This is a genomic window from Asaia sp. SF2.1 (assembly GCF_000505765.1).
GTDB lineage: Bacteria > Pseudomonadota > Alphaproteobacteria > Acetobacterales > Acetobacteraceae > Asaia > Asaia bogorensis.
The window spans coordinates 169,775-176,579 of the sequence record NZ_AYXS01000034.1 but is presented as its reverse complement, the minus strand read 5'-3'; the positions used below and the strand labels follow the sequence as shown (position 1 = coordinate 176,579).

7 protein-coding genes are annotated in these 6,805 nt (G+C 60.0%); all 7 read right to left on the bottom strand.

Annotation, left to right across the window (positions count from 1 at the left end; all coding sequences use genetic code 11):
• The coding region (locus P792_RS39065) for a 2Fe-2S iron-sulfur cluster-binding protein (protein WP_023979426.1) at positions 1–618 on the bottom strand (618 nt) is incomplete at its 3' end.
• 13 nt (positions 619–631) lie between these two features.
• Positions 632–1,948, bottom strand: a complete 1,317-nt coding sequence (gene nuoF / locus P792_RS31980; protein ID WP_023979425.1) for an NADH-quinone oxidoreductase subunit NuoF — start codon at positions 1,946–1,948, stop codon at positions 632–634.
• Positions 1,948–2,457, bottom strand: a complete 510-nt coding sequence (gene nuoE / locus P792_RS31975; protein ID WP_023979424.1) for an NADH-quinone oxidoreductase subunit NuoE — start codon at positions 2,455–2,457, stop codon at positions 1,948–1,950. The genes nuoF and nuoE overlap by 1 nt, the downstream gene beginning before the upstream one ends.
• Entirely contained in the window at positions 2,444–4,222 is a 1,779-nt protein-coding gene (gene nuoC / locus P792_RS31970) for an NADH-quinone oxidoreductase subunit C/D (RefSeq protein WP_023979423.1), read from the bottom strand. Before nuoC ends, nuoE begins: the two co-directional genes overlap by 14 nt.
• 13 nt (positions 4,223–4,235) lie before the next feature.
• A complete protein-coding gene (locus P792_RS31965) occupies positions 4,236–4,877 on the bottom strand; it encodes an NADH-quinone oxidoreductase subunit B (protein WP_023979422.1) in 642 nt (213 codons plus the stop codon).
• A 2-nt stretch (positions 4,878–4,879) separates the two neighbouring features.
• The gene (locus P792_RS31960) at positions 4,880–5,335 is read right to left on the bottom strand and encodes an NADH-quinone oxidoreductase subunit A (RefSeq protein WP_031241229.1); all 456 of its coding nucleotides are present in this window, start codon (positions 5,333–5,335) and stop codon (positions 4,880–4,882) included.
• A 266-nt stretch (positions 5,336–5,601) separates the two neighbouring features.
• On the bottom strand, positions 5,602–6,805 hold a 1,204-nt coding region (locus P792_RS31955), incomplete at its 5' end, for a glycoside hydrolase family 15 protein (protein ID WP_035440237.1).

The window sequence follows — 6,805 nt, the reverse complement described above, 5'->3', positions numbered from 1 at the left end:
GAACACGCCAGTCGGGCAGACCTCAATGAGGTTACCGGAGAAGGGGCTCTCCAACGTGCCGCTCTCATGACGGCCGAAATAGACGTTGTTATGCGAGGCAAACACGCCCAGATCCTGGCCGCCCGCATAATCGCGATAGAAGCGCACACAGCGATAGCAGGCGATGCAGCGGTTCATTTCGTGCTTCACGAAAGGACCGAGTTCCTGATTGTTGTGGGTGCGCTTGTCGAAGCGATAGCGACGCTCGCGATGACCGGTCATCACGGTCATGTCCTGAAGGTGACATTCGCCACCTTCTTCACAGACCGGGCAGTCATGCGGGTGGTTCGTCATCAGCCACTCGACCACTTCGCCGCGGAATTCCTTGGCTTCGGGGTCTTCAACCGAGATGATCGCGCCTTCAGTCACTGGCGTCATGCAGGCCATGACGATACGACCGCGTGTGTCGTCGGCATTGGCATATTGCTTGACGGCGCACTGGCGGCATGCACCGACAGACCCGAGTTCCGGGTGCCAGCAGAAATAGGGCAGGTCTTCCCCTGCCTCGAGACAGGCCTGCAGAAGGTTCACGTCTGAACGTGCTTCAACCTCGCGGCCGTCGATTACGATTTTTGCCATCGGGCCGTTCCTCCTACGCCGCCTGTCCTGCGGCGCCGCTCTCTGCGGTGCCGGAGGTGGGCTTGCTAACCATTCGCTGGAAATCCTCGGCAAACATCTTCAGGCCGCTGGCCAGAGGCGCAATCGCACCCGGCGCGTGGGCGCAGAAGGTGCGCCCCATCGGGCCGATCAGGCGGGCCGCGTCATGGAGGCGATCGATATCCTCCGGCGTGCCGCGCCCTTCCTCAATGGCAATCAGAAGACGCTCGACCCAGGGCAGGCCGTCACGACAGGGCGTGCACCAGCCACAAGATTCCTGTGCAAAGAAATGCTCAAGATTGCGGATCATCCCGATCGGGCTGGTCTTGTCATCGAGCAGGATGGCCAGACCCGTACCAAGGCGGCTGCCTGCCTTTTCCGGCGTCGGATAGTCCATGATGATGTCAGCGTGCTCGGCCCCGAGGAACGCGGTCGAGGCACCACCGGGCAGGAAGGCGCGCAGCTTGTAGCCGTCCTGCATGCCACCGGCACATTCGTTCAGGATAACGCCAAGCGACGTGCCCAGAGGTAGCTCGAACACGCCCGGACGCTTGGCGCGACCGCTGACACCGTAAAGCTTGGTGCCACCATCGACGCAGGCGCTCAGCCCCAGATACCATTCCGTGCCATTGGCAAGAATATGCGGGATGTTGCTGAAGGTCTCGATGTTGTTCACGACCGTCGGCGCGCCCCACAGACCACCGATCTGCGGGAAAGGCGGCTTGGCGCGCGGGTTGGCGCGGCGGCCTTCCAGTGCCGTGATCAGGGCCGTTTCCTCACCGCAGATATAGCGACCGGCGGAGGGATGGACGTGAAGATCGAAATCGAAACCAGAGCCGAGAATGTTCTCGCCAAGGAAGCCGGCCTCACGCGCCTGGATGACCGCCTGCTGCAGGCGCTCCAGACCCAGATGGTATTCACCGCGCAGGAAGATGATGCCGTGCCGTGCCTGGATGGCATAGGCCGATATGATCATGCCTTCGATAAGCTGGAGCGGGTTGCCCTCGACAAGGATACGATCCTTGAAGGTGCCCGGCTCCATCTCGTCACCATTGGCGACGATGTATTTTAGGCGGTCCTTGGAGGATTCCTTGGGAACGAAGCTCCATTTCATGCCGGTGCTGAACCCGGCGCCGCCGCGTCCGCGCAGCTTGGAGTCCGTCACCTCGGTGATGATCTCCGCAGGGCTCATGCCAAGGGCGCGGCGCAGACCGCGCCAGCCGCCCTTTTTGTCATAGCCAGCCGGATCGAGCGGCGTCTCGCGATTGACGAGCGCCAATAGCGGCTGCTTTTCGGGGTTGAGACCAGTCATCACTTCTTCCTCGCCCGAATGTCGTCGATGATCCCGTCGATATCTTCCGGACGGACAGGACCGAACAGGTCCTTGCCGACCAGCATGGCCGGCGCATGGTCGCAGTGACCAAGGCAGACGATGGGCAGAACGGTGAATTCACCATCCGGCGTCGTCTCGCCCATTTTCACGCCCAGCTTCTTGCAAAGGCGCTCGCGTGTCTGCTCCGCACCCATGATGTAGCAGGACACGGAGTCACAGAGCATGACCACGTTCTTGCCGACCGGCTTGCGGAACAGCAGGTTGAAATAGGTGGCAATCCCGTCCAGATCGGCCTGGGACATGCCCAGGATCCGTGCCGTATGGGCAAGATGCGCGTCATTGATCCAGCCGAAGCGTTCCTGCACCAGACGCAGCGCCTCAATGGCGGCGCCGCGCGGGTGATGCTCATGGGCCGCCATGTCGATGAAGGTATCGACTAGATCCTTGGGGAGTTCGGCGTCCTGCGCCGTAAGTTCAGCGGTCGACATCGGCCATCACAAAATCGATGCTTCCGATGATGGCAATCAGATCGGCAATCATGGTGCCGCGTGACAGCATCGGAAGCTGTTGCAGATGAATGAACGACGGTGTGCGGATACGCGTCCGGTAGGACATCGTGCCGCCATCGCTCACAAGGTAATACTGGTTCAGGCCCTTGGTCGCCTCGATGCAGGAGCGCACTTCGCCCTGCGGAATGACCGGCCCCCAGCTGACGCCCACGAAGTGATGGATGAGCGTTTCGATGTCATGCATCGTGCGCGGCTTCGGCGGCGGCATGGCCAGCGGGTGCTCGGCCTTGTAGGCCCCGCCCGGCATGTTATCGAGGCAGTAGCGGATGATGCGCAGGCTCTGGCGGATCTCTTCAATATGCACCGCAGCGCGGTCATAGCAATCGCCATTGACGGCGGTCGGGATATCGAAGTCGATCTGGTCATAGCCCGAATAGGGCGCCTTGCGACGGTAATCCCATTCCAGACCCGTGGCGCGCAGCCCCGGCCCTGTCACACCCCAATCCACGGCCTCTTCGGTCGTGTAGACGCCTACGCCCTTCGTACGGGCCTTGAAGATTGGATTCTTCATGACGAGTTCGTTGTACTCGTCCAGACGCTTGGGCAGATAATCGAGGAAGGCGCGAACCTCGCCATCCCAGCCCTGCGGCAGATCCATCGCCACGCCGCCGATGCGGAAGAAGGCCGGATGCATGCGGAAGCCGCAGATCTTTTCGATGATCTCGAAAACGCGCTCGCGATCGGTGAAGATGTAGAAGACCGGCGAGAGCTGACCCAGATCCTGCACCATGGTTCCGTAGAACACGAGATGGCTGGAGATACGGAAGAACTCGGCCAGCATGATGCGAATGAGCTGAGCGCGCGGCGGTACGGTGATGCCTGCCAGCTTCTCGACACCCATCACATAGGGGAAGTTGTTCATCACCCCGCCGACATAGTCGATACGGTCGGTATAGGGGATGTAGCTGTGCCAGGTCTGGCGCTCGGCCATTTTCTCGGCACCGCGATGATGGAACCCGATATCGGGTACCGCATCGACAATGAACTCACCCTCAAGCTGCAGCACGACGCGGAACACGCCATGCACCGAAGGATGGTTCGGGCCAAGGTTGAGGAACATGAAGTCGCTATTGTCGGAATGACGCTTCATGCCCCAGGATTCGGGGTCGAACTTCAGCGCTTCCTGCTCGTCGAAAACCTGGTCTTCCGAGAGCGTGTAGGGCGGACGCTCGGTCGCGCGGGCGTAATGGTCCTTGCGCAGGGGGTGCCCGACCCAGGTCGGCGGTGTCAGGATGCGCGAGAGATGCGGATGCCCCTCGAACACGACACCGAAAAGATCCCACGCCTCACGTTCGAGCCAGTTCGAATTCGGCCAGATATCGGTGATGGACGCGATATTGGCATCATCGACTGCAAGCGGGACCTTGAAGCGCACTTCATCGATCGGCCCGTCGAAGGACTGGATGTGGTAGATGACCGTGAAGTCGGATGCCGGCAGATTGTCACGATGGATACGCTGGCGCTCGTCCACACAGGTCAGGTCGAGCAGCATGCGCAGCGCGCCACCGGCCTTGACCGCCTGAAGCACGGCACGGATCTGGCCACGCGAGACCCAGAAAGTCGGCACGCCATCACGCGTGGCTTCTTCCATCATGATCATGTGCGGCGGGAAAGCGGCGACCGAGGCCCCCATGCTGCCCGTGCCCATGCCTGCTGCGCGGCTGTTGTCGAAAACTTCGCTCATAGCTGCAGGCTCCTCAGATCGTGTCGGGCGTACGCAGCTTGGTGACCGCCATGCGCTCTTCACGCTTGAGGTCGCGCATGCTGGCAGGCGTCACCTTGGTCACACCCTGATCGCCCACCATCCAGCTGAGCGGACGGCGCTGCTTGCCGATGGAGTCCTGCAGCAGCATCAGCCCCTCAAGCAGGGCATCGGGGCGCGGCGGACAGCCCGGCACATACACATCGACAGGAAGGAAGCTGTCGACACCCTGCACGACGCTGTAAATGTCATACATGCCGCCTGAATTGGCACAGGAGCCCATAGAGATGACCCAGCGCGGCTCAAGCATCTGGTCGTACAGATACTTCACGATGGGGGCCATCTTGCGGAACACAGTGCCCGCAATCACGATCAGGTCGGCTTCACGCGGGGTGGCGCGCAGCACTTCGGAACCGAAGCGCGCAATGTCGTAACGGCTCGTGAAAGCCGTCGCCATTTCCACGTAGCAACAGGACAGGCCGAAATTGAACGGCCAGACCGAGTTCTTCTGCCCCCAGGAAATGAAATCCTGAAGCTTGCCCACAACAAGATTACGGCGCACGTCCTCGTGCGCCAGGAGTTCCTCAGGGGATTGCAGACGGGGCTCGCCGACGGCGGAGGTAAGAGTCCAAGTCATCGTTATACGACCTCGCGCTCGGGGATTTTGACAAGTTCAACAGGGGAATTGGGCGGCACCTTGACCGGCATGCGGCGGTGCTTGGGGCCCCATTCAAGGGCACCACTGCGCCAGAGATAGACCAGGGCGAGCGTCAGAAAGACGACAAAGGTCACAACCGAGATGAAGGCAGCCCAACCAGCCTCGACCACCACGGGAGCCCATGAGTAGATGAACACGCCTTCCACGTCGAAAATAACGAAGAAGACGGCGAGCAGGTAATACTGCACCGGCAGGCGGATACGCGCCGAGCCGGTGGAGAGAATGCCCGATTCATAAGGAAGGCTCATGGAGCGACCGCGCGCCGCACCAACACGACGAGGGCCGAGAGCAGCTGACAGCGCCACCACGATGCAAAGGAAAATGACCGTAAAGGCCACGTAGATCGCTAAAGCATGATCTGCGAGAAACTGAGACACTGGCGCAACCACCTATTCCCGACGGGACCAAAGGCCTGTGTGCCATCACGGCGTGTAACACCGGTCTGGAACTAAAAAGCCAGTGGTCGTGAGGTTTTTTTCTGCGCCATTGCCTAGCATCACATCAAGTCCCTGCCTATCACCTGAAGGGGAGCACACGAACCCGTGATTATTAGTATTTAAACAGTCCAGTTTTTATTGATATTGATTATCAACTCCTTGCCCGTCATCGCGGTCCTGCCGCGATGACTTGTTGATACTTATTCTTAACTTCCCACTGCCTGCCGTGACAGGGCCTGGTCGAGATATTGTCCTGCCCTGATGAGCGCCAGATGCGTGAAAGCCTGAGGAAAATTGCCCAGATGCTCGCCAGCCGGCCCGATTTCCTCCGAAAAAAGCCCGACGTGGTTGGCGTATGAAAGGGTCTTGTCAAACAGGAACCGGGCCATCAGCAGGTCTCCGGAACGGGCGAGACATTCGATGTACCAGAACGAGCACATCGTAAAAGTTCCCTCCCGGCCTTCCAGCCCATCCTCGTTATCACCTTCGGCCACATGGTAACGAAAAACGTGGCTGTCATCGAGCAACTGCTCGCCCACGGCCTTCAGCGTTGCCATCCATCGTGGATCATGATCACCGATGAAACCCATGAGCGGCATGAGCAGACAGGAGGCATCGATTGCAGTACCGCCCTTGTACTGCGCGTAATACTGAAGATCATCGATCCAGAAATTATTCTGCACATCCATGTAAATGGCGTTCCGCTCACGCACCCATACAGCGATACGGGCTGGCAAACCACGCTCTTCCGACATCCTGATGGCACGATCGAGGGCCACCCAGCACATGATACGCGAGAACAGGAAGTGCTTCTTGCCGCCACGGACCTCCCATATACTCTCATCGGGCTGGTTCCAGGCAGTGCAAAGCCAGTCAATACCCTCGGCGATTGACTCCCAGGCCTTCCAGCTGATCCGTTCGCAGTGGCGATCGGCGTGATACACGGCGTCCATCATCTCACCGATGATATCGAGTTGCAGCTGATCCTCCGCCCCATTGCCGATACGCACGGGACGCGAGTCCCTGAATCCGCGGAAATGCGTCAGGTCGGTTTCAGGCACGAAGGCCTTGCCATCGATCGCATACATGACCTTCAACCGCGCCTCACCCGGCTGGGCGTCCAGTCGGCGCTCATGCAGCCAGCGGATGAAGGCGGTGGCCTCCTCCGTATGGCCCGTTTTCATGAAGGCATAGACCATGAAGGACGAATCACGGATCCAGCAATAACGGTAATCCCAGTTACGCACCCCGCCCGGATCTTCAGGCAGGCCGAAGGTCGCCGCCGCAACCATTGACCCGTATTCGGCTGCGGTCAGCAGCTTGAGAGCGAGGGTCGAGCGCGTGATGTGATCATGCCAGCGCCCGTGATACTTGGCGCGCGCCACCCAGTCGGTCCAGTAATTGGCCGTT